Genomic DNA, 21161 nt, shown 5'->3' on the forward strand with positions numbered 1-21161 from the left:
CCGCACGCGATTCCTGGCGAGGACTGCGGCAGTTGCCGGGCCGCGGCTCGCCGATGGCTGCGCCCCGGCCGGCCGCGACCGGCAGGCGGGACCCGACCAGGGGCACGGCGCGTCACCAAATCCCCGGGCCGCCGCCGGGCGGACCGCTTCGGATAGTCTCGCCTGTGGAAAGGCCCGTCGCTAACCCAGGGCGGCCAGCGTCTTCTCGATGGGGCGGCGTTCCGGCACCACGGGCAGTGGCATTTCACCGTCGCGCACGGCCTTGGAGACGTACAGGCCGCAAAAACAGGCACCGAACTCGGCGACATCGGCGTCGCGGTACTGGCAAGGGCAGATCACGTCCCGGTCCAGTTCGAACGTGCCCGAGGCCAGCCGGCAGGGGCAGGCCATGTAGCCGTAGCGGTCCTTATTGACCAGCAGGTTGCCCAGAAGGTCCAGGGTCATGGCCATGTCGGGGTTGAAGAAGTTCCCCTTGGCCTCCTGGATGGGCCGCAACGTGTCGTAGAGGCCTTGGGCGTTCATTTCTTTTCGCAGGCGTCGAGGGCCTGTTCGATCTCTTCGCGGCGAAATCCCACGATCACCTTGTTGCCGATGACGATGGTGGGAAACGAAATGGCCGGGTTGAGCTTGCGCAAGACATCCATGATCACGTTGCGCTCCTCGCCGTAGAGGTAATCCACGTGGACGCAATCGTAGGGGATTTTGTGTTCTTCCAGGAATTCCTTGGCATGCTTGCAGTGCAGGCAGGTGGACAGGGCGTAGACCTTGATCTCGGCGCTCATGGGGCACTCCTTGTGAAAAGCTATCGCGGTATCATGGCGTTCCCGTTCCGTATTCCTTTTTCCAGCCGGCCGGTCAAGTGGGAAAGGGGCCAAGTGAGGAGCAGATAGAGCACGGCCAGGGGCAGATAGGCCTCGAAGGTCCGGTAGGTGGTGGCGTTGACCACCTCGGCCGCCTTGGTCAGTTCCCGGACGCTGATGACCGACAGCAGCGATGAATCCTTGATGCAGGAAACGAACTGGCCGGTGATCGGCGGCACGATGCGGCGCAGGGCCTGGGGGAAGATCACGTAGAAAAGCGTCTGGCGGCGGGAAAGCCCCGAGGACAGCGCCGTCTCCCATTGCCCCTTGTCCACGGACTCGACCCCGGCCCGCACCATTTCCGAGATGTAGGCCCCGGAGAAAAAGCCCAGGGCCGCCGTGCCGATCAGGTACGGGCTGTCCAGGTGGATGACCACGCCCACGCAGAAATAGAAGATCAGGATCTGCACCAGAAGCGGGGTGCCGCGAAACGCCCCGACATAGAGCGCGGCGATTTCGGTGAGCCAGACGCTGTCCGAAACCGAGGCCAAGCCCGAGGCCAACCCCAGCAGCAGCCCCAGCGCGATGGCCCCCAGGGAAACAACCACCGTCATGCCGAAACCGGCCAGGAAGATGTCCCGGTAGGCCCAGACCGCGCCGAAATCCCAATGGTAGCGGATGCGCGACAGCACGACCCATAACAAACCGGCCACGGCCGCAAGCAGGAAAAGCCGCACGGCCAGGCGCGAAGGCCTCCGCCTCATTTGAGGAACTGATCCGCCGGAAAGACCAGGATATAGGGCTGGCGCTCGCCGAAAACCGACGTCAGCCTGGCGGCCAGATCCTTGGAAACGTCCCGGGGGGCCGTGACCAGGTAGACCACGTTGCCCTGGACCTCCACCTGGCCCTGTTCGTTCTTCCAGCCGCCATTGCCGGGGCCGAGTTTCGTGTAGCCGCCGCAGGATTGGACGAGCCAGCTTTCGAAGCCCGGCAGCTTCGTGGAGTCGTCCCCGCCCCCAGGCAGGTCCGTGGGTACGGTGAACAGATGGGCGAACACCTGACGGTTTTCGGCCCGGGCCGTGGTGGCCAGGCAAAATGCCGCCAGCAGCAGGCAGCACAGGACGCGGGATGCGAAACGGGTCATGGCTTTTTCCCCCATGCGCGGGCCAACCGCCGGCTGCCGGGTTGCCCAGCCGGCCGGCGGATGCGGAGTTTTCGGGCGTTTCTTCGGCTACTTGCCGAGGATGTCCTTGAAATACTTGGCTCGGAGGGCCTCGAGTGTGCCATCGGCCTTGATGGTGGCCAGATACATCTCCAGCCACTGCCACCAGTCGAAATCCCCCTTGGGCAGGGCGATGCAGTAGGGTTCGTAGGTGAAGGGCGCCAGAAGCGCCTTGGTGGTCTCGGGATTCTGCTTCTGGTGCTTGGCGATGGAGAGCTGGTCGTAGAAAAAGGCGTCGGCCCGGCCGGCCGCCACTTCCTGGACGCAGGACGTCTCTTCCTTGTAGCGGTTGATGGTGGCCTTGGGGAAGCGTTTGGTGGCCACCAGGTCGGCCGTGGTCCCGGTCTTGACCGCCAAGACCCGGCCCGGGGCGTCCAGCGCCGCCACGTCCGTGACGCCGGCCGCCTTCTTGGTGCTTAAAAGCGCGCACAGGCCGGTGGTGAAATACGGCGAGGTAAACGAGATGGATTTGGCCCGCTCCAGCGTGCCGGTGATGCCGGAAATGATCAGGTCGATCTTGCCGGCGGACAGGGCCGGGATGAGCCCGGTCCACTCCATGTCCTTGATTTCCAGCTTGACCCCCAGCCTGTCGGCCAGGGTCTGGGCGATCTCCACGTCGAAGCCGACGGGCTTGCCCTGTTCGTCCACGTACTCGAAGGGCCAGAACTTGAGTTCCATGCCGACGACCAGCGTGCCGCGCTCCACGATCTTGCGCAGGTTGCTGCCTTCGTAGATGTCGTAGGGCGTTGTCGCGGCCGACGATGTGCCGCAGCACATCGTCAGGGCCACGAAGGCCAGGCTGATGATGCGAATGAAACGGACCATGGTTTCCTCCTGTGGTGCCGGATCGTATTGTTCAGGACCCTATCCGATCCGTGGGAAGACGACCACCAAAAATGCCGCCGCAAGCGTGGGGCGGGCATGCCTGGGCGCGACACCGGGCCGGGGGCCGCACAGGGCCGTTGCAGCGGGGGCGGTTGCGGTCGTGGCCGCTTTTCCTTTGCCGGCCATGGCGGTATAGGACGTAAAAAACCAATCCCGGAGGTCACGGTGAAACGGCTGGCCTGTATGTTGTGCGGGCTTTTTCTGTCCTGGGCCCTGGCCGCCACGGCGGCCGAACCGGCTCGCGACCCGTCGCGGGACGTCTTCTTGCAGACCATCGGCATGCTGGCCGGGCAGGGGCTGGTGCTGGGCCACGAAGCCCTGGAGGGGCTCTATGCCCGCTACGAGAAGCGCCTTGTGTCGCGCGAGAACGCCGAACGGGCCCTGGCCGACCAGGCCCGCTACGCCGATTGGGTGCTGGCCGCCTTCAAGGACCGGCTCATGGGGCGCCTGGCCGAGCAGGAGAAAAAAGACCTGGCCCTGCTCATCGGCTTCTACGAGGTCCAGCGCCAGGCCGTGGAGGCGCTGGCCGTGTACGTGCGCATGGGGGGGGCCAAGAACCGCGAGAACGTCGAGGCCCAACTGGAGCGCCTGGCGGCCATCATCCGCCAGATCAGCCTGGGCGGGGGGCCGTCCTGAGGCGGGTTGTTGCCAATGGGGCGGGAGTGTGCCAGAAGGATAACCGTGGGATTGCGTTTCCCCGAAAACGCGTCTCCCCAACCAGGAGAGGTTTTATGAACAAACTGCTTTGCCTGTTGCTGCTGGCCGGCTTCATGGTCGGTATGGCGGTCGCGGCGCGGGATGCCGAGGCGCGCCCGCCCTGTCCGCCGGGCTATTTCTGGGACGGGCCGCGCGGCTGCATGCCCATGCCGTATTATCCGCCGCCGCCGGGCTACTATCCGCCGCCACCGCCGCCGGCGTATTATCCGCGCCCTTGCCCGCCGGGGACCGTCTGGGCCGCCGGCTACTGCCGCCCCGCCCCCCAGGCGCCGGGCATCCGGGTCTACCTGCCGCCCCTCTACATCGGACCGTAGCCGAACGCCGCACGGCCGCCCCGGGGACTTCCCGCGGGCGGCCGTGTCATTTGGGGGCGCCGCGGGGCACTCCTGCCATTCCATCGCCTCTGCGCGCACGGGGCGATTCCCGCCGCCGTCAGGCCGCGTCCCCGGGCGGGTGCGCCGGCGCAACGCCCCCGGCGACCGGTTCGATCCGGGCCACGGCGCACAACAGCCCGCGTAACTGGTAGGAACCGAAGGCCGGGTCATAGGGCGGGCCATCGTTCGTCAGCACGTTGGCGTTGGAGGCGAAAACCCCGTGGTCGGTCCCCCCGCGTTCGGGGAACCACCAGCCGTGGTCGATGCTGACCACGCCTTCCCGGATGTCCCGCGTCACCCGGGCCCGCAGGCGGATTTCCCCGCGCGGGCTTTTGACCATGATCCAGTCGCCGTCGGCGATGGCGAAGCGGGCGGCCGTTTCGGGGCCGAGCTCGGCCAGGGGATCGGGGCGGCGGGCGCGCAGGCGTTCGATTTGCCGGCCGTCGCTGTGGAAAAATTCCGGCCGCCGGGCGCCCGTGGTCAACACCAGCGGAAAGTCCCGGGCCAGGTCCGGGGCGGAAACCGGGCTTTCCGGCGGCTCGGCATAGGACGGCAACGGGTCGTAGCCCAGCCGGGCCAGGGCCTTGCAGGACAATTCCACCTTGCGGCTGGGGGTGCGAAAGCCCTTTTCCGTGTAGCACCGGTAGCGTGGCTCGGCCATGACCATGAAACGCTCGGCCAGTTCGTCGAACGTCAGCCCGATGGGGGCCAGGCGCTGGTCCAGGATGTCCGTCAGGCTCTCGTTTGCCCCGGGCAGGCCCAGGCGCCGGGCCAGGTCGTTTAAAATCAGCTCGTTTTGGCGGCATTCCCCGACGGTTGCCAGCTTGCGGTGGGCAAAAACGGCCCGGGGGGCCACGAACGGCAATTCGATGATCTGGTCGATCTCCGGCCAGTAGGCCGCGGGCAGGACGTAATCGGCCAGGGCGGCCGTGGGGGTCGGGAAGTGGTCGGCCACGACCAGCAGGTCCAGGGCCCGCAGGGACTCCAGCACGCCCCGGCTGTTGGCCACCGTGGCCAGGGGGTTGTTGCCGAAAAGCAGCAGCGCCCGCACCCGGTAGGGGTCGCCCGTGCGCATGGCCGAAAAAAGCCCGGGGATGTGGGCCGAGGGCATAAAGGCCCGCAAGCCCCCCAGCAGCTTGAAGCGGTCGGCGCCAATGCGCTTGGCCCAGGCTTCGGGCGGCAGGGCCTGGCGCAGCACGGGATAGGCGGCCACGAGCTCGCTGCCGAAGACGTCCCCGCCCGGCACATCGAGGTTGCCGGTCAGGCCCCGCAGGATCGCCACGGCCCGCACGGTTTGCAGGCTGTTGGGGTTTTGCTCCAGCGACACGCCCCAGTCGAGGATGGACGGGCGGTCCAGGGCGTAGCGCCTCGCCGCTTCGAGCAGGGAGGCGGCCGGCACGCCGGTGATGGCCTCGGCCCAGGCCGGTGTGGCCTGCGCGACGCGCCCGCGCAGCTCCTCGAAACCGGTGGTATGCGCTTCCACGAATTCCCGGTCGTACCAGCCCTCTTCGATGATGGCCCGGATCATGGCCAGGGCCAGGGCCGCGTCGGTGCCGGGGCGGATGGGCAGCCACAGGCCGCAGTGCTTGGCCGTTTCGCTGCGCCTCGGGTCCACGGCGATGCCGTAGGCCCCCTTGGCCAGGGCGTCGCGCACCGGAAAGGCCAGCTTGCCGTCCGGGCCGGACACCAGGGGGTTGTGGCCCCAGAAAAGGATCGTGCGCGGGGGCGTCTCCCCGCAGTAGTCGCCGGTGACGAAGCCGCCGTAGGTCAGGTTGGAGACGGTGATGCGCGGGATGAAGCAGTTGGCCAGGCCGGGCTCGTACCAGTTGGGCGTGCCGAAGGTGTTGGCGAAGCGGATGACGTGGAAGTAGTGGTGCCGGCCGGTGCCCTGGCCCAGGGCCACGGACTCCGGGCCGGTTTCCCGGCGGAAGGCGTCCAGGCGGGCGGCGATGTCGGAAAGGGCCTCGTCCCAGGAGACGCGGGCGAACCTGCCCGCGCCGCGCGGCCCGACGCGCCGCAGGGGATGGGTCAGGCGGTCGGGGTGGTACATGGCCTGGGGCGTGGCCAGGCCCTTGACGCACATGCGGCCGCGGTTAAAGGGCGAGCCCGGCCAGGGCCGCACCTTGACGACCCGGCCGTCGTCGACGGTCACCCGGGCGGCGCAGCCGCCGTGGCAGACGCGGCAGATGCTTTTGAATTCGCCGTCCCCGGGAGCCATGGCCGCGGGTTTCCCTCTAATGGAGGGCGGCGAAGAAGCAGGCCACGGCCAGAAATCCCAGGCCCGTGCGCAGGCCGTGGAGCATGTTCCATTTTTCGAGCAGTGCCCGCGTGCCGGCGTCGGCCGCCTCGGGCGCGGTGGTCATGAGCGCCTTGTTTATGGGCATGATCCATTTGTAGGTCACGACCCAGTTGGCGATGGAAAAAAGCGCGCCCGTGAGGTTGAGCGCGCCGCCGGACCAGAAAAGGGCCAGCAGGCCGAAGAAAAAACCGGCCATGGCCAGGCTCGCCTGCATCTTGAGCGCCCTGGGGTAGCTGCGCTGCCACTGGGTCAGCATGTCGCCGTCCAGGAAGTCGCGCCGGGCCGGGTGCTCGACGAAGTTGATGTAAAAGGCCGCGCCGGTGAAGGCGGCCATGACGGCCAGGGCCAGGGCGGTGAATTCCATGGAAAGCTCCTTGCGGCCTTATTCCCCGAGGGCGGCCAGGGTGTCGCCAAGGGCGGCGATGGCCGTGTCCTGCTCGGCGTCGGTCAGCGACGGGTACATGGGCAGGGAGAAGATCTCCCCGGCCGCCCGTTCGGTTTCGGGCAGGTCGCCCTCCTTGTAGCCCAGATGGCCGTAGCCCGTCATGGTGTGGATGGGCCAGGGGTAGCTCACGTTGCAGTGGACCCCGCGTTCCTTGAGTCCGGCCAGGATGGCGTCGCGCTTCGGGTGCCTGGCGACGTAGAGGTAGTAGGCGTGGCTGTTGCCCGGGGCCGTGGCCGGCAGGGTGAGCGGCGTGTCGGCCAGGGCGGCGTCGTAGCGGGCGGCCAGGGCCTGGCGGCGGGCGATGTAGGCCGGCAGGTGCTTGAGCTTGCCGCGCAGGATGGCGGCGTGGACTTCGTCCAGGCGCGCATTGTAGCCGTGTTCCAGGGCGTAATAGGTCTTTTCCATGCCGTAGAAGCGCAGGCGCCTGAGCTTGGCTGCCACGTCGTCGCTGTCGGTGAGCACCATGCCGCCGTCGCCGTAGGTGCCGAGGATCTTCGTCGGGTAGAAGGAAAAGGCGGCGGCGTCGGACATCGAACCGGCCACCTGGCCGTGGCGCGTGGCGCCGTGGGCCTGGGCGCAGTCCTCGATGACGGCGAGGCCGTGGCGTTGGGCCACGTCCCACACCGCCTCCATGGCCACGCACTGGCCGAAAAGATGCACGGCCACCACGGCCCGGGTGCGCGGCGTTATGGCCGGTTCGAGCCTGGCCGTGTCCATCAGGTACGTGGCCGGGTCGATGTCCACGAAGCGGGGCACCCCGCCGGCGCTGACGATGGCCGCAACCGTGGGCACGGCGGTGTTGGAGACGGTGACGACCTCGTCGCCGGGGGCCAGGCCGCAGGCGAGTAGGGCCAGCATGACGGCGCTTGTGCCGTTGTCGCAGCCCACGCCCGTGGCGACGCCGCAGTAGGCGGAAAATTCCGCCTCGAAGGCGGCCACGTGCGGCCCCAGGATCAGCTTGCCCGAGCCCAGCACGTCGGTGACGGCGGCCAGGATCTCCTCGCGCTCGGCCTCGTATTCCTTCAAATATCCCCAAACATTGACCGGCATTATTGTTTTCCTTTCCTTGCGTGGCGCAAATCAAATGGTCCTTCCGGGGGCCTCGCCCCCCATCGGGGAGGTCCAGGAGGGGATCATCCCCTCCTGGCCGCCGGAGGCACTCTTGCGCACCATCGCCAACGCCCTGGCGTCGGCCAACAGATCCTCCCGCAGCCCGTCCGCGTCCGCCTTCCCCTTGTCCATGGCGGCGAAGGCCCGGCCGAAAAAGGCGGCGAAGGCGTCGGCCGGGGGGAGGGTTTCGGTGCGCGCCCCGGCCGGGGAATTGAGGGACAGGGGCAGGGCGGCCCCGGGCGGCGGGGTGAAGGCCCGGTCCATGGCCGCGGCCAGCCCCGGCCCGAGGACCTCCAGGCGGTTGGCGTAGCCGGTGTCGAAGCCGCAGGTGGCGGCGAGGCTTCTGCCGCCGGGGAAGGCGAGCAGGCAGCAAAAGGCCGTCTCCACGGCCTCGCCGCGCGCGAGGATGCGGCAGGTGGCGGCTTCGGGCGCGGCGCCGAAAAAGACCCGGGCGGGGCTGACGGCATAGGGCCCGAGGTCGGGGAGCGCCCCGCCGCCGCAGCTCGGGTCATGGCGGAAATTGCCCGCCGGCAGGGGCGGGAAGGAGAAGACCACGGACAGGCGGGTGGGCGCACTTCCCGCCGCGGCGAAGGCGTCCCGGATGGCGGCCACGCGGGGATGGTCGGCCCAGACCGTGGCCTCGGCCAGCACCAGGCCCTTTTTCGCGGCCAGTTCCGCCGCCCGTTCGGCCGTGGGGAAATCGAGGAAGGCCGGCTTGTCCACGACGACGTGGCGGCCGCTTTCCAGGGCGGCCAGGGCCAGGGCGGCGTGGCGGCTGTTTTCGGTGCTGACGTAGACGGCATCGGCCGGGCTTGTTTTTAGGGCGGCCAGGGCGTCCTCGGCGTAGGTCAGGGCAACGGGCGCCTCGGCCGGGGCGCGCCGGCCGGAGCGCGAGGCGACTTCCACGGCCGCGACCCCCAGGCCCGGCAGGGCCGGCAGCACGCGCCGGAAAAAAATGTCCGAACCGCCGCACACGAGCAGTTTCATAGCGGGCTTTCCTCGGCCCCCAGGCAGGCCAGCAGGTTTCTGGCCTCGATGTTGACGTGGCCGTGGCGGGCCATGCGCCACAGCTGGCCGAGGGTCAGCCAGAGGTAGTGTTCCGGCGTGTCGAGGGGCAGCCCCGGCGGCAGTTCGACGATCATGTAGCGGTTGCGGAAGTGGTGGAAGCGGCCGCCCTCCTCGGACTGGACGGCGTCGTAGCGCACGGTCAGCCCGGCCGGGTCGAGGAAGCGCTCCAAAAAGCGCGGGGCGCAAAAGCGGCTGGCCCGGGCGGCCACCTCGGAGCAGGCCACCGTGGGGCCGATGAGCACGCCGTCGCGGTTGCCGGGTTCGAGGGTGCCCCGGGCCAGGAAATGGAGCACGCCGCCATGGCTCTGGCACAAAAAGCCGACCAGGCCCTCGCCGTGGTGGTGCAGCAGCGGCTGGGACCAGCGGGTGGCCTCGCGGGTGCAGGCGGCCACGTCCACGCCGATGACGGAAAAATAGAGCCCGGATTCGTGGAAGATGGCCTCGTCGGTGACCTTCCAGCCGCGCAGGCCATCGAGGGGCAGGGGGGTCAGGCGCATGGCGTGGCGGGCCTTGCCAACGGTCAGCCAGGTCATGATGGCGTCCATGGAATGACGTTCCCGGTCCGAACGGCAGTAGGAGAGGTAGGCGTCGCGGCGAAAGCCGCCGACGCCGTCGAGCTGGCCGTAATCCGGCGGCTCGTCGGGGTCGGCCATGGGGATGAGCGAGACCACGGTGCGGGCGTCCATGTTGACGATGTTGTCGCGGGTCAAAAGGGCCTTGATCTGGCCGAGCGTCAGCCAGCAGAAGTCCTCGTGGACGGGCACCTCGTGGTCCACGGCCACCACCATGTTGCGGTTGCGCTTGAAAAGGAAGCGGGCGCCCTGTTCGGGCTGGAGCTGGTCGAGCAGCACGGTGGCCAGCCCGGGTTCGGTGAAATATTCCAGGTAGCGGGGGGCGTGGCCGCCGTGGACCCGGGAGTAGTTGCTGCGCGTGGCCTGGACCGTGGGCGAGAGCTGGAGGATGTTGACGTTGCCGGGCTCCATCTTGGCCTGCATGAGGAAATGGAGCACCCCGTCGATTTCCCGGGCCAGAAGCCCCAGGATGCCGATCTCGGGCTGGTTGATGATGGGCTGGTCCCAGGAGCGCACCGGGCCGCAGGAGCTTTCCACGCCAATGCCCTCGATGGTGAAGAACTTTCCCGAGCAGTGGCCCAGGCGCAGGGGGCCGGGGAGGTAGGCCCACTGGCTCAGGGCGCAAAGCGGCACGCGGCGCACGGTAAAGCGGTCCCGGCGGTCCTTGGCCGCAAACCAGGCCAGCACGGCCTCCATGTCGGGGAAAACGCCCGAAAGCGCCCGGCAGGATCGGGAAAAGGCCAAGCGGACGGCGGGCGTGCTCATGGGGCGGCGGCGGCCTCCAGGTAGGCGGCAAGCGTGCGGATGACCCGGCCCGGTTCGTAGTGGGTGCTGGCCAGGACCAGGCAGACGGCGCCCGGGCTTAAGTCGCGGATGTCGATGAAGACCATGGGCGGAATATAAAGGCCGCGCGCCGGGTCATCAAGGACATGGGAGGCATTTTCCAGGCCGTCGGTCAGGTCCAGGCGCAACGAGCCGGCCGCGGCGATGACCAGCTGCTCGGTGTCGGGGTGGGCGTGGCCGCCCCGGTCGGCGGTCATGCCGTGCATGTAGAAGACCCGGGCCACCTGGAAGGGGATGTGCCGGCCGCCCTCGATGACGGACAGGCAGCCGCGGGGGTCGCGCACGGTGGGGATGCCCACGGGGCGCACGGCGCCAAGCCTCGGCTTCATGCCCCGGGCTCCCCGTGCGGCCGGTCGGGGCCGCCGTGGGTTTCGCGCACCACGTACTGGGGCGAGCGGTTGGCCTCCATGAGGCTGCGGCCGACGTATTCGCCAAGCAGGCCCAGCATGACGAGCTGGATGCCGGAAAAGATGATGCCCGTGATGTACAGCGTGGTCCAGCCGGCCGGCACGTCCACGCCGAAGAGCTTCTCGAGCAGGCTCCAGACGGCCATGACCAGGCCGAAGCCGCCGATGCCAAGCCCGAGCAGGGCGGCGAAGCGCAAGGGGGCGATGGAGAAGTTGACGAACATGGTCAGCCACAGGCGCATGAGCTTCCACAGCGTGTAGCCCGACTGGCCGGCCTGGCGGTCGCGGTGCTCCACCGCCACCTGGCCGATGTTGTCCGTGGAGCGCAGGACCAATCCGTCCACGTAGGGGCCCGGGCCGGTGTAGCGGGTGACCTCGTCGATGAGGAACCGGCTGAGGCAGCGAAACGTCGACAGGTAGAGCTGGGGCGGCTTGCCCAAAAGGAAGGTGGCCACCCGGTCGTTGAACCGGCTGCCCCAGTTGCGCAGCCGGCCGTGGCGCTTTTCCCGAAACGAGGCGTAGACCACGTCGTAGCCGCCGGAAATGGCGGCATCGAGCAGCCGGGCCACCTCCTCGGGCGGGTTTTGGAAGTCGTCGTCCATGGTGATGGCGTAATCGCCGCGGCAGTGGGCCAGGCCCGCCATGACGGCGTTGTGCTCGCCGAAATTGCGGGCCAGGCGCAGGTAGGTGACCCGGCCCGGGAAACGCTGGCACAGGGCGACGCAGACGGCGTGGCTGCCGTCGCGGCTGCCGTCGTTGACCAGCACCACGTCGGTTTGGGCCGTTGGCGGCGAGGCCAGCAGCGTTTCCACCAGGCGCCCGATGGAGGCTTGGGCGTTGTAGACGGGAATGACGATGGAAAGCGAAGGCGACATGCGTGCACTCATCGGGGGGCGCGCCCCGTTTTGCGTTGGGGGGGATTTCGGGCCACGGCGAAAATGGAAAGGCCCACGGGCAGGGGAATGCCCAAGTCCACGGTCAGGATGTTCTCCAGCCGGCGCACGGCGGCAAGCACCGTGTTGACGGCCGCCGGCGGCGGGGCGAGGTCCGAGCGGGGCGCCTGGCCGGGGCGCGGGCGCCGGCGGGCCAGGCGCACCAGGGCGGCGGCCGGGAAAAGCAGCGTGTTGGCGTAGGTCAGCCGCTCGGTGACAAAGCCCGCCCCGGCCAGCAGCCGGGCGAGCTGGCCCCGGGTGTAGCGGCGCACCACGCCCACGGCCCGGTCGTGTTCGCTGTAAAGGGCCTGGAAGGCGACGATGTTGCAGATAAGCCGCCCCCCCGGGACCAGCACCCGGCGGCAGTCGGCCAGGGCCGTGGGCAAAAGGCGCGGCGGCAGGTTGGCCAGCACGTCCAGGGACAGCACCGCGTCGAAGGAGGCGTCGGCGAAGGGCAGGGCGGCGGCCGAGGCCCGGGTCAGGGCCAGGGGGCCGCGCCGGCGGGCCAGGTCGAGGGCCGTGGCCGAAAGGTCCAGGCCGAAGGCCTTGACGTCGCCGTCGCGGGCCAGCGTGTCCAGGACCTTGCCCGTGCCGCAGCCGGCATCGAGGACGCGAAGCGGCCCCTTGGCGGCCTCGCGGCACAGCCCGACGGCGCGGCGGGCCTGGTCGTGCAGGCCCCGGTACCACCAGTGGCCCTCCTCGGCCGCGAACATGGTCGCGTATTCGGCTTCAAGCATGGATCGTTACGCCCCCTTGCGTCGGATTGGCGACGCGTCGGCGCGAGAGATAGTTACACAAGATATGCATGAGGCGCCAGCATAGCGGTTTTGGCGAAAAAAATCTATTGCAACGGCAACCGGGCCATGCCCGTCGAGGCCGTCATGGACATGCCGCGTTGCCTGCGCCCCCGCTTTTCCGTCGTGATTCCCGTTCTTTCCGAGGAGGCGGGCATCGACGCCGTGGTCGATCACGCCCGGGTGGTGGGCTACGGCCAGGATGTGGAGATCGTGGTGGTGGACGGCGACCCGGCCGGGGCGACCCTTGGCGCGCTTTCACGCCCGGGCGTGACGGGGCTCGTGGCCCCCGCCGGCCGGGCCAGCCAGCAAAATGCCGGCGCGGCGGCGGCCGGGGGGGAAATCCTCCTGTTCCTCCATGCCGACACCCGGCTGCCGGCCGGAGCTTTTGAGGCCGCCGCGGCGGCGCTGGACGGCGGCGCGGCCCTGGGCGCCTTTTCCCTGGCCATCCGCTCGGGCCATCCCTGGCTGCGGCTGGTGGCGGCCGGGGCCAGCCTGCGCTCCAGGCTTTTTTCCCTGCCCTACGGCGACCAGGCCTTTTTCTTGCGCCGCGAGGTGTTTTGCGCCCTGGGCGGCTTTCCCGACATTCCCCTCATGGAGGACGTGGCCCTGGTGCGCCGGGTGCGGCGGGCCGGCGGCCGGGTGGCCATCCTGCCCGGCCGGGTCGTCACTTCGGCCAGGCGGTACGAGGCCGAGGGGGTCTATCGGGCCACGGCCCGCAACCTCTGCCTGCTGGCGCTCTACGGCCTGGGCGTTTCGCCGGGGCGCCTGGCCCGCCACTATCCGCCCCTGTCCCGGGCCGGCCGGGGGCGGGATGACTGAAGCGGCCAAAGGCGGAAAGGCCACGGCAGCCGACGGCGGGAAGCCTGTGGCGGCCGGGGGCGGCATGACTGAGGCTGCCGGGGGCGGCATGACTGAGGCTGCCGGCGGCGGGATGACAGCGGCTGCCGGCGGCGGGAAGCTTGTGGCGGCCGGGGGCGGGAAGGCGACGGCGGCCGGCGGCCCGGTCACCCTGATCGTTTTGGCCAAGGCGCCGCTGCGCGGGCTGGTCAAGACGCGCCTGGCCGCTGTGGCCGGCGACGATTTCGCCCTGGCCGCCTACCGGGCCATGCTGGCCAATGTCCTGGCCGCTGCCGCCGCCTCGGGCCTGCCCACGCTGGTGGCCCACGCGCCGGCCGGGGCCGGGGCGAGCCTGCGGGAACTGTGCGGGCCGGGGCTGGCCCTCGTGCCCCAGGCGCCGGGGGACCTCGGCGCGCGCATGGCCGCCGCCCTGGCCGGGGTTTTGGCGGGTGGCGCCGGGGCGGCGCTGTTGGTCGGGGCCGACCTGCCGCTGCTGGACGGGAGCTTGCTGGCCGGGGCGGCTGGCCTGCTTTCGCGCCGCGACGCGGTGCTTGGCCCGGCCCTGGACGGGGGCTACTATGCCATCGGCTTCACCCGGGCGGGCTTTTGCCCGGAGGTGTTCACGGACATGGCCTGGAGCGGGCCGGAGGTTTTCGCCCGCACCTTGGGGCGGTTGCGGCGATGCGGCCGGCGGGTGGGGCTGTTGCCCCGGCTGCCCGACTGCGACACGGCGGCGGACTTGCAACGGCTGCGGGGCGAACCCTGGCGGGGTCGGCTCGCCGGCACGCCCTTTGGCCGGTTTCTGGCGGCGACGGCCGGCGATACGTTTGACCGCGACCCCGACAATCGTTTATCCGTACCCTGAACGCGTAAGGGGCGCGGCCGGCGGGCAGAAATCCGGCGCGCGCGGAAGGCGGTGCGTCCTTGGGGGAAACTCGCGAAGAGCTTGGCGTCGGGACCCTGGTGTCCTGTTTTTTGCGTTGCTATCTGGTCGGCGCCGCCTACAACACCCGGGGGCTGCAGCACGTGGGCTTGGCCTTCGCCATGGAGCCCGGGCTGGTGGTGCTCTATCCCGACCCGGCGGCCCGGGACAGGGTCTTCGCCCGCTACCTGGACCTGTACAACACCCATTTTTTCTGGACGCCCCTGTTGGTGGGCCTTTTTTTGTCCCTGGAGGCCAAGATCGCCCGGGGAATCGTGCCGGCGGAAGTGCTTGACAACGTCAAGACCACGACGGCATTCACCCTGTCCGCCATCGGCGATACGTTTTTTTCCGCCAGCATCATGGGCCTGTGGGGACTGTCGGCCGCCTGCCTGCTGGCGGCGGGCCGGTACGAGGCCTTGATCGGCTTGGCCGGGGGGCTTTTCCTGGGGGCCCAGGTGTTCAAGGCCGTGACCTTCCGGGCCGGTTACCGGGAGGGGTTTTCCGTGCTGCGGCGGCTCAAGCGCTGGGACCTGGTCAACCTCGGCCGCAAGGTCAAGCTGGCCAACGCGGCGCTGCTGACGATTTTTTGGATCGCGATCAAGCCCCGTAGCGAGGGGCCGATCCTGGCCGACTTGGTGCTGGTGGCGGTTTTGGCGGCCTGGGCCGCGACGCGGCCGTCGGTGTCCCGGGAGATCGCGCTGCTGGCCCTGGCCGCCGGCTGGGTGGTGGCGCGTTCCATGTGGCCGGCCTAAGCGGGCCGGCGTTTTGCCCGGCCAAGCGGCCGGGCCAACCTCCGCCGACGCGGTGGACAATGAGCAACGAGACGAACGACGCGGACGAGGCGGCCCTGGAGGGCCTGGCGGTCGGCGAGGACGGCCTGGCGCTTCGGGTGCGGGTCCTAAACGACCAGGGCCTGCACGCCCGGCCGGCGGCCAGGCTGGCTCAGGAAGCCCAGAAATTCGGCTGCGACATCTCCCTGGCCCTGGGCGGGGAGGTCGTGGACGCCAAAAGCATCCTCGATATCCTGACCCTGGCCGCCGGCCAGGGCAGCGAACTGGAATTGCGGGCCTCGGGGCCGGAGGCCAGGGATGCCCTGACGCATCTGGGCTCGCTGATCCGCAACCGGTTCCGCTGACCGGCCAGGGGCGTGGCCCGCGCCGCCGCGCCGCGGCGGGCACGGGGCCGCGTTTTGGCCGGGCAATGTCCCGCACCGGCCTTGGGGCCGGGCCAGGCGGGACGCGGCGTTTCGAGGACGCCACCAGGCGCGGTCGCGTCATCGGCGCGCGCCAAGGATCGATCCGGACATGCGAACCCTTAGAGGCATACCGGTCTCGGCCGGCATTTCCATCGGGCGGGCCTTTTTCCTCAACCGTTCCGGCGTCGGCCCCCTGCCGCGCCAGACCCTGGCCGAGTCCCTGACCGGGGCCGAGGTCGCGCGCCTGGACAAGGCCCTGGAACAGTTCCGGCTGGAAATCGAGCAGGTGCGCGACCGCATCCCGGCCGAACTCAAGGAACACGCCCTGATCCTCGATTCCCACCTGATGATTCTCAAAGACCCCAAGCTGGCCGGCGTGGCCCGCAAGTACATCCAGTCCCTGCGCATCAACGCCGAATGGGCCCTGGACAAGGCCGTGGACGACCTGGAGAAGGCCTTTTCCGCCCTGGACGACCCCTATTTCCGCGACCGCATCCAGGACGTGCGCACCGTGGCCGGCCGCGTCCAGGCCCGGCTCGCCGGCCAGTCCGCCGAGATCCGGGCCATCGAGAACCGGGTGGTGCTCATGGCCCACGACGTCTCCCCGGCCGACACCGCCACCTTGCAAACCGACAAGATCATGGCCCTGGTCACGGTCCAGGGCGGCAAGACCTCCCATACCGGCATCCTGGCCCGCACCTTGGGCATTCCGGCCGTGGTCGGCCTGACGGAACTGGAAGAGGCGGTGCGCGACGGCGACCTGGTGGTGGTGGACGGGCTGCGCGGCGTGGTGGTGCTGTCGCCCTCCGACGAGGAACTCGAGCGCCTGTCCGACCTCAAGTACCAGTTCGAGGCCTACCAGGCCGGCATCATGCGCGGCTGCCACCTGCCGGGCGAAACCATCGACGGCTACCGGGTCAAGGTCAAGGCCAACATCGAGCTGCTCGAGGAAGTGCCCACCGTGGTCAACAACGGCGGCGAGGGCGTGGGGCTGTACCGCACCGAATATTCCTACATGAACCGGCAAAAACTCCCCACCGAGGACGAGCTGTACGAGGAATACCTCGACCTGGCCTCCATCATGTCGCCGCGGCGCGTGACGCTGCGCACCCTGGACGCCGGCGCGGACAAGTTCGTCTCGACGCTGGGGGCCCTCGACGAGCGCAACCCGGCGCTGGGGCTTCGGGCCATCCGGCTGTGCATGCGCCACCGCGACATCTTCAAGACCCAGTTGCGGGCCATGCTGCGGGCGTCGCTGGCCGGCAACATCTCGGTCATGTTCCCCATGATCTCGGGCCTGCGCGAGATCCGCCAGGCCAAGGCCCTGCTGTCCGAGGCCAAGGCCGAGCTGCGCCAGGAAGGCCAGCGCTTCGAGGCCGACATGCCCATCGGCATCATGATGGAGCTGCCCTCGGCCGTGATGATCGCCGAGGTGCTGGCCCGGGAAGTGGATTTTTTCAGCATCGGCACCAACGACCTCATCCAGTATTCGCTGGGCATCGACCGGACCAACCGCTACGTTTCCCACATGTACCAGCCCCTGCACCCGGCGGTAGTGCGCAGCATCAAGCACGTGGTCGACGCCGCCCACCAGGCCGGCATCGAGGTGAGCCTGTGCGGCGAGATGGCCTCCGACCCCTTCTGCGTGCCCATCCTCATGGGCATGCAAATCGATTGCATCAGCCTCACCCCCCAGGCCATCCCGGGAATAAAGCGCATCATCCGCCAGGCCACCATGGACGATTGCAAAAAACTGCTTAAATTGGTCCTCGAAAGCCCGTCGGTCAGCCGGACCAACGCCCTGGTCCAGGAGACCATCTTCCGGCAGTTCCCCGACGAGCTGATGTTTTATTCCTCCCTGCTCGACCGCGAGGAAACCCCGACCCATTGACCGGCGGGGCCGGTGCCCGTATGCGGGCGGCCGGGGGCGGGCGGTTTGCAGCGGGCGCAACCGGCGGGCCACGATGGGCCCTGGCGTGAAAGGACGACATGGCAGCCAAGGAATCGGGCGAAAAGCTCGTCGCACAGAATAAAAAAGCCCGTCACCTCTACGAGTTCCTGGAAAAGTACGAGGCCGGGATGGTGCTCATGGGCTCCGAGGTCAAATCCCTTCGGGCCGGGCGCATCAGCTTCAAGGACGGCTACGTGCGCATCACGGGCGACGAGGCCTTTTTGACGGGCGTGCATATCGCGCCGTATGAAAACGCCGGCTATGCCGGCCACGAGCCCGAACGGCCGCGAAAACTGTTGCTGCACGCCGCCGAGATCAGGCTGTTGCGGGCCAAGGTGGAGCAAAAGGGGCTGACCGTGGTGCCGGTGCGGGTGTTTTTCAAAAACGGTCGGGCCAAGGTGGAAATCGCCCTGGCCCGGGGCAAGAAGGTCTTCGACCGCCGCGACGACCTCAAGGACCGGGACCTCGCCCGCGACGCGGCCCGGGAACTGGCCAGGCATTGACCGTCCCCGGATCGGCGCGCGAGGTTCCCGGTTTGGCCGCGGGACGAGGAGTCGTTTGATGGCTGCACTGCGATGGATGCTGGCGCTTGTGCTCGGCCTGGCCGTGGCCTTGGCCGCAGCGCCCGGTACCGCCCGGGCCACCGAGGCCGACGAGCGCGTGGACGCCTTCCTGGACGAGACGGCGGCCCTTTTCGGCCCCACCGAGGCCGATGTCACCCGGGTCCTCGGCGCCCCCCGCGAACGCCAGGCCGTGCCCTTTTCCAGTCCCCACGACGACGCGCCCTACGAGATCGTCACCCTGACCTACGACGGCATGACCGTGTCGCTTTACAGCATGGACGGCGGCGCCCGGCAGTTCTTCCACCAGATCCGCGTCACCGCCGGCGCCACCTGCTTCGCCCGCAAGGTCTGCCTGGGCCTGCCCCGGGAGCGCCTGGCCGCCATTCTCGGCCAGCCCGAGGAGGTCGAGGATGACGCCTGGCGCTACTCCGACGCCAGCGGCTACAACGAACTGTCGTTTACCTTCGACGCCAAGGGACAGGTCGATTCCATGACCTGGACCGCCGAGGCCGACTGACGCCATGACGCCCCCATCCCCGCTCACCGCCGCCGACCGGCGCTTCCTGGAAGGCCTTTTCCCCGGCGACGCCGCCGTGTTTTCCCCAGAGGAAACCTTCGTCTACGGCACCGACGCCTCGCGCCGCTTCGCCCCGGCCGGGGCCGTGGTGCGCCCGGAGAGCCTCGAGCAGGTCCGCGAACTGCTGGCCTTCGCCCAGCCCCGGCGCCTGCCCGTCCTGCCGCGCGGCCGGGCCACCAACACCGTGGGCGACTGCGTGCCCGTCACCGGCGGCATCGTGGTTTCAACGGCCCGCATGCACCGTATCCTCGAAATCGACCCCGACGATTTCGTGGCCGTGGTCGAACCCGGGGTGGTCACCGGCGACCTCCAGGCCGCCCTGGCCAAGCAGGGGCTTTTCTACGCCCCGGACCCGGCCAGCGTGAAATTTTCCACCGTGGGCGGCAACGCCGCCACCTGCGCCGGCGGCATGCGGGCCGTCAAGTACGGCGTCACCCGCGACCACATCCTCGGCATCGAGGCCGTGCTGCCCGGCGGCAGCGTCATCCGGGCCGGCGGGCGCACCCACAAGAACGTGGTCGGCCTCGACCTCACCCGCCTTCTCGTCGGTTCCGAGGGCACGCTCGGGGTCTTCACCAAACTGACCCTCAAGCTCCTGCCCAAGCCGGCGGCCACGGCCACCCTGGCCCTGGCCTATCCGAGCGTCGACGCCGCCCTGGCCGCCGCCGGGGATGTCTTTCGGGCCGGCATCCTGCCCGTGGCCCTGGAACTCATGGCCAAGGCGGCCATGGACGCCGTGGCCGCCATCAACGCCGTGCCCTGGCCGCGCGAGGCCGGCGCGGCCCTGTTCGTGCGCCTGGACGGCTCGCCCGAGGCCGTGGCCGCCGACATCGCCCTGCTCGAGGCCGTCACGGCCAAGGCCGGCCCGGTCTGGCGCGAGTGCGCCGTCGCACCCGAGGCCGAGGAGGCCTTGTGGGAGCTGCGCCGGCTTTTGAACCCGGCCTCGTTCAAGGCCGCGCCGGACAAGATCAGCGACGACGTGACCGTGCCGCGCGGGGCCTTGCGCCAGGCCGCCGCCGCCATCGCGGCCATCGGCGAGGACGAGCGCGTGCGCATCCTGCTTTTCGGCCACATCGGCGACGGCAACCTCCACGTCAACATCATGCACGACGCGGCGAGCGCCGACGAGCGCAGCCGCGCCCAGGCCGCCCGGGAGCGCATCCTCGAGACGTGCCTGAAGCTGCGCGGCACCCTTTCCGGCGAACACGGCGTGGGGCTGTCCAAGCTGCCCTTCCTCGACCGCCAACTGTCGCCCGAGGAGCGCGAACTCATGCGCCGCGTCAAGGCCGCCTTCGACCCCGACGGCATCATGAACCCGCAAAAGGCGTACTAGACGTGTCCACGGAACTTTCCCCCGTCCATTGCCTGCACGGCCAGGGCCGCCGGCCCGAGTGCATCCTGTGCGGCCGCTGCCTGCCGGCCTGCCCGCTTTTCACCGCCACCGGCCGCGAGGAGCTCTCGCCGCGCGCCAAGTTCTTCCTGGCCCGGGCCGTGGCTGAGGGCCGGGCCGACCTGTCCCAAAAAGCCGCCGACCTCCTGGCCACGGTCTGCCTGTCCTGCGGCAAGTGCGAAAACGCCTGTCCGCTGGGCCTGTGCGGCCCCGATCTCGTGGCCGAGCTGCGGGCCGCCCATCCGGGGTTCGCCGGCTTTCTCTGGAAGCTGTGGGTGGAGCGAGCCGGGCTCATGTGGCCGCTGGCCCAGACGCTCACGAAACTGTTGCCCGGGGGCATCCCCATCGAGGCCGTTTCCCGGGCCAAGGCCGCCATCGAGGCCATGGGTTCGGGCCGGGCGCCCGAGCCGTGGCTGACGCCCGAGACCTTCGACCGGCGCCATGCCGGGAAAAAGGCCGTGATTTTCGCCGGCTGCGTGGCCGAGTACGCCAACCCGCGCTGGAAGGAGGCCGCCAGGCGGCTGCTGGCCGGCCTCGGCCTCGAGGTGGCGCCCGACCCGGGGTTCACCTGCTGCGGCTGCACCCTGGGCCATGCCGGCGCGCCCGACGCCCAGGCCGCCATGCAGCAACAAAATATCGAGGCCTGGCGCAAAGCCGGACGGCCGCTCATGGTCGTTTTTTGCGCCACCTGCCGCTGCGGGCTGCGGGCCTACGCCCGCAAGGACCTGGGCCTGACCATGGACGAGCTGCCCCTTTGGCGGGAAAATTTGGTCTCCCTGGCCGAGCTCATGGGGGAGACGACGTTTCGCACGCACCCGGCCGCGCCGCCGTCCGTGCGCTACCACCGGCCCTGCCACGGCGCCGGCGGCAACCAGGACCTGGCCTTTTTGCGCCGGATCATGGGCGACCGGCTGGTCTTTCGCGAGGACGAAACGCCGTGTTGCGGCTTCGGGGGGCTGACCAAGCTCACGTCGCCGGAATTGTCCGAAAAGGTGGCGGCCCAGGCCCTGGCCGTCTACGCCCCGCGCCCGGGCGAGCAGATCGTCACGGGCTGCGCCGGCTGCGTCACCCAGTTGCGGGCCGCCGCTCCCGGGGACATCACCGTGGGCCACTGGCTGGAACTGCTGGGCTAGGGGTGCGCCCCTTGAATGACGCGGTGATATTTTTTTAAGCGAAATTATTTAGTTATGGTGTCGTTTCCCTATTAGCCTATAGCCTTTGCCAGGACGCGACACGAGGCCATTGCCCCCCG

At 69.3% G+C, this 21161-nt stretch carries 24 protein-coding genes; 11 read left to right on the forward strand and 13 right to left on the reverse strand.

Translation table 11 applies throughout. From position 1 onward, the window contains the following. Positions 1 to 180: 180 nt before the first annotated feature. From ACP59X_RS05435 to ACP59X_RS05455, 5 genes are all read right to left on the reverse strand, one after another. A complete protein-coding gene (locus ACP59X_RS05435; RefSeq protein WP_428565878.1) occupies positions 181 to 522 on the reverse strand; it encodes a ferredoxin-thioredoxin reductase catalytic domain-containing protein in 342 nt (113 codons plus the stop codon). After that, a complete protein-coding gene (locus ACP59X_RS05440) occupies positions 519 to 782 on the reverse strand; it encodes a glutaredoxin family protein (RefSeq protein WP_428565881.1) in 264 nt (87 codons plus the stop codon). The genes ACP59X_RS05435 and ACP59X_RS05440 overlap by 4 nt, the downstream gene beginning before the upstream one ends. A 20-nt stretch (positions 783 to 802) precedes the next feature. After that, positions 803 to 1564 carry an amino acid ABC transporter permease gene (locus tag ACP59X_RS05445; protein ID WP_428565885.1) on the reverse strand — a complete coding sequence of 254 codons (762 nt, stop codon included), beginning with the start codon at positions 1562 to 1564 and terminating at the stop codon, positions 803 to 805. Then, a complete protein-coding gene (locus tag ACP59X_RS05450) occupies positions 1561 to 1944 on the reverse strand; it encodes a hypothetical protein (protein ID WP_428565887.1) in 384 nt (127 codons plus the stop codon). The genes ACP59X_RS05445 and ACP59X_RS05450 overlap by 4 nt, the downstream gene beginning before the upstream one ends. A gap of 87 nt (positions 1945 to 2031) precedes the next feature. Then, the gene (locus ACP59X_RS05455; RefSeq protein ID WP_428565889.1) at positions 2032 to 2847 is read right to left on the reverse strand and encodes a transporter substrate-binding domain-containing protein; all 816 of its coding nucleotides are present in this window, start codon (positions 2845 to 2847) and stop codon (positions 2032 to 2034) included. Positions 2848 to 3072: 225 nt separating this feature from the next. Here ACP59X_RS05455 and ACP59X_RS05460 point away from each other — a divergent pair, with 225 nt between their 5' ends. Then, a complete protein-coding gene (locus ACP59X_RS05460) occupies positions 3073 to 3543 on the forward strand; it encodes a hypothetical protein (protein WP_428565891.1) in 471 nt (156 codons plus the stop codon). 95 nt (positions 3544 to 3638) lie between these two features. Continuing rightward, on the forward strand, positions 3639 to 3938 hold the full coding sequence (locus ACP59X_RS05465) for a hypothetical protein (RefSeq protein WP_428565894.1): 300 nt from the start codon (positions 3639 to 3641) through the stop codon (positions 3936 to 3938). 118 nt (positions 3939 to 4056) lie between these two features. Here the strand turns inward: ACP59X_RS05465 and ACP59X_RS05470 are convergent, their stop codons facing one another. Genes ACP59X_RS05470 through ACP59X_RS05505 form a run of 8 tightly spaced genes read right to left on the reverse strand, consistent with a single transcriptional unit; the run spans position 4057 to position 12411 of the window. Then, positions 4057 to 6216: a molybdopterin-containing oxidoreductase family protein gene (locus tag ACP59X_RS05470; protein WP_428565896.1), complete on the reverse strand. Its 2160-nt coding sequence runs from the start codon at positions 6214 to 6216 to the stop codon at positions 4057 to 4059. A gap of 16 nt (positions 6217 to 6232) precedes the next feature. After that, on the reverse strand, positions 6233 to 6661 hold the full coding sequence (locus ACP59X_RS05475) for an anthrone oxygenase family protein (protein ID WP_428565898.1): 429 nt from the start codon (positions 6659 to 6661) through the stop codon (positions 6233 to 6235). An 18-nt stretch (positions 6662 to 6679) separates the two neighbouring features. Further along, the gene (locus tag ACP59X_RS05480; RefSeq protein ID WP_428565900.1) at positions 6680 to 7792 is read right to left on the reverse strand and encodes a DegT/DnrJ/EryC1/StrS family aminotransferase; all 1113 of its coding nucleotides are present in this window, start codon (positions 7790 to 7792) and stop codon (positions 6680 to 6682) included. A gap of 30 nt (positions 7793 to 7822) precedes the next feature. Continuing rightward, positions 7823 to 8839, reverse strand: a complete 1017-nt coding sequence (locus ACP59X_RS05485) for a Gfo/Idh/MocA family protein (protein ID WP_428565904.1) — start codon at positions 8837 to 8839, stop codon at positions 7823 to 7825. Beyond that, positions 8836 to 10257 carry an NDP-hexose 2,3-dehydratase family protein gene (locus ACP59X_RS05490; RefSeq protein ID WP_428565906.1) on the reverse strand — a complete coding sequence of 474 codons (1422 nt, stop codon included), beginning with the start codon at positions 10255 to 10257 and terminating at the stop codon, positions 8836 to 8838. Before ACP59X_RS05490 ends, ACP59X_RS05485 begins: the two co-directional genes overlap by 4 nt. After that, positions 10254 to 10664, reverse strand: a complete 411-nt coding sequence (locus ACP59X_RS05495; protein WP_428565909.1) for a sugar 3,4-ketoisomerase — start codon at positions 10662 to 10664, stop codon at positions 10254 to 10256. The genes ACP59X_RS05490 and ACP59X_RS05495 overlap by 4 nt, the downstream gene beginning before the upstream one ends. Further along, positions 10661 to 11617 carry a glycosyltransferase family 2 protein gene (locus ACP59X_RS05500; RefSeq protein ID WP_428565913.1) on the reverse strand — a complete coding sequence of 319 codons (957 nt, stop codon included), beginning with the start codon at positions 11615 to 11617 and terminating at the stop codon, positions 10661 to 10663. Before ACP59X_RS05500 ends, ACP59X_RS05495 begins: the two co-directional genes overlap by 4 nt. An 8-nt stretch (positions 11618 to 11625) precedes the next feature. Next, positions 11626 to 12411, reverse strand: a complete 786-nt coding sequence (locus ACP59X_RS05505; protein ID WP_428565916.1) for a class I SAM-dependent methyltransferase — start codon at positions 12409 to 12411, stop codon at positions 11626 to 11628. 126 nt (positions 12412 to 12537) lie between these two features. On the opposite strand from ACP59X_RS05505, the gene ACP59X_RS05510 reads away from it, so the two are divergent. The 9 genes from ACP59X_RS05510 to ACP59X_RS05550 all read left to right on the forward strand — a co-directional run bounded on the left by ACP59X_RS05510 (position 12538) and on the right by ACP59X_RS05550 (position 21042). Further along, the gene (locus tag ACP59X_RS05510; RefSeq protein WP_428565919.1) at positions 12538 to 13290 is read left to right on the forward strand and encodes a TIGR04283 family arsenosugar biosynthesis glycosyltransferase; all 753 of its coding nucleotides are present in this window, start codon (positions 12538 to 12540) and stop codon (positions 13288 to 13290) included. Between the two features lie 112 nt (positions 13291 to 13402). Continuing rightward, entirely contained in the window at positions 13403 to 14173 is a 771-nt protein-coding gene (locus tag ACP59X_RS05515; RefSeq protein ID WP_428565922.1) for a TIGR04282 family arsenosugar biosynthesis glycosyltransferase, read from the forward strand. A 59-nt stretch (positions 14174 to 14232) separates the two neighbouring features. Continuing rightward, positions 14233 to 14985, forward strand: a complete 753-nt coding sequence (locus tag ACP59X_RS05520) for a PTS system mannose/fructose/sorbose family transporter subunit IID (protein WP_428565925.1) — start codon at positions 14233 to 14235, stop codon at positions 14983 to 14985. Between the two features lie 59 nt (positions 14986 to 15044). After that, a complete protein-coding gene (locus tag ACP59X_RS05525; protein ID WP_428565928.1) occupies positions 15045 to 15368 on the forward strand; it encodes an HPr family phosphocarrier protein in 324 nt (107 codons plus the stop codon). Positions 15369 to 15537: 169 nt separating this feature from the next. Then, a complete protein-coding gene (gene ptsP, locus ACP59X_RS05530; RefSeq protein WP_428565931.1) occupies positions 15538 to 17319 on the forward strand; it encodes a phosphoenolpyruvate--protein phosphotransferase in 1782 nt (593 codons plus the stop codon). A 98-nt stretch (positions 17320 to 17417) separates the two neighbouring features. Further along, entirely contained in the window at positions 17418 to 17882 is a 465-nt protein-coding gene (smpB, locus tag ACP59X_RS05535; RefSeq protein WP_428565934.1) for an SsrA-binding protein SmpB, read from the forward strand. Between the two features lie 58 nt (positions 17883 to 17940). Beyond that, on the forward strand, positions 17941 to 18459 hold the full coding sequence (locus tag ACP59X_RS05540; RefSeq protein ID WP_428565938.1) for a hypothetical protein: 519 nt from the start codon (positions 17941 to 17943) through the stop codon (positions 18457 to 18459). Positions 18460 to 18463: 4 nt separating this feature from the next. After that, the gene (locus tag ACP59X_RS05545; RefSeq protein ID WP_428565941.1) at positions 18464 to 19852 is read left to right on the forward strand and encodes an FAD-binding oxidoreductase; all 1389 of its coding nucleotides are present in this window, start codon (positions 18464 to 18466) and stop codon (positions 19850 to 19852) included. Between the two features lie 2 nt (positions 19853 to 19854). After that, on the forward strand, positions 19855 to 21042 hold the full coding sequence (locus ACP59X_RS05550) for a (Fe-S)-binding protein (protein WP_428565944.1): 1188 nt from the start codon (positions 19855 to 19857) through the stop codon (positions 21040 to 21042). Positions 21043 to 21161 lie beyond the last annotated feature (119 nt).

The sequence above is a fragment of the Solidesulfovibrio sp. DCME genome (assembly GCF_049995385.1).
Lineage (GTDB): Bacteria > Desulfobacterota > Desulfovibrionia > Desulfovibrionales > Desulfovibrionaceae > Solidesulfovibrio.